This is a genomic window from Agrobacterium sp. MCAB5 (assembly GCF_052114365.1).
In the GTDB taxonomy this organism is placed as follows: domain Bacteria; phylum Pseudomonadota; class Alphaproteobacteria; order Rhizobiales; family Rhizobiaceae; genus Agrobacterium; species Agrobacterium tumefaciens.
The window spans coordinates 1-963 of record NZ_JBFREP010000052.1; the positions used below are offsets into that span (position 1 = coordinate 1).

The window sequence follows — 963 nt, forward strand, 5'->3', positions numbered from 1 at the left end:
ATACTCTTCTGCCGATACATAGGTTGCAACCGTCCAGCCTTCTCCTTCGAAAAGAGCGCGCAAATTGTCCCTGATGTCCTGCTGGTCGTCGATGACTTCGATGAGCCGACCCGTCATCGGCCTCATGTATTCGGGTTCGCTTATGTGCACTACCCTCTCGTCGGTTTGGCGAACAACCAGGGTCTCGACGACCTGCACGACGTCCTTGAGTTTCGCCGGCTTGTGCAGATACGGAATTTCGTGCTGTGCAAAAGCCCTCAGGGCCTTGCTTGAAATATCGCCTGTGAGAATGAGCGCCGGAACATTTCGGCGGAGTGCTTGCCGGATATCTCCTATCGCAGCTATGCCATTCCCCCCGGTAGGGAGATTGTAGTCTGCGAGAATGACGTCGGGCGTGAACTGCAATCCTCGAACAATCGCGAGCGCCTCGGCAGCCGTAGAGGTCGCAGCCACCACATATCCAGTCTGCTCAAGTCCCATCTTGAGCAAATCACGCATGCCGTTTTCGTCTTCGACGATCAGAACCGACGCCCGCGACAGGGTAGCCGCTTGGTTCGAATGGTCATCCACTGGCGCAGGAAGTGGTACAAGCGGCTCACCGGCCGGTGCGTGATCGATCTCGATCATGAATGCCGAACCTTTATGCAGTCGTGACTGCACCACTACCCTTAGTTCGAGAAGCTCGCTGAGCCGCTTGACGATCGACAATCCCAGCCCCAAACCACGGTCTTCCGTTCCAGCAGGCGCATCGAGCTGGAGGTATTCCTGAAAAACATCCTCGATATGGTTTTCGGGAATGCCGATGCCAGTGTCCCACACTTCGAAACGAACCTTCGTACCGCGCCGGCGACAACCGACCAGAATTTTGCCGCTCGTCGTATATTTCAGCGCATTGGACAGAAGGTTGCGGACGATCTGCTCGAACAGACGCGGATCGGTGCGAACGGCGAGGCTGGACGGCAC

Annotated in this window: 1 protein-coding gene; it reads right to left on the reverse strand. The window is 56.5% G+C overall.

The features are described from left to right. On the reverse strand, positions 1–963 hold a 963-nt coding region (locus AB4Z23_RS27220; RefSeq protein WP_441361148.1), incomplete at both ends, for an ATP-binding protein.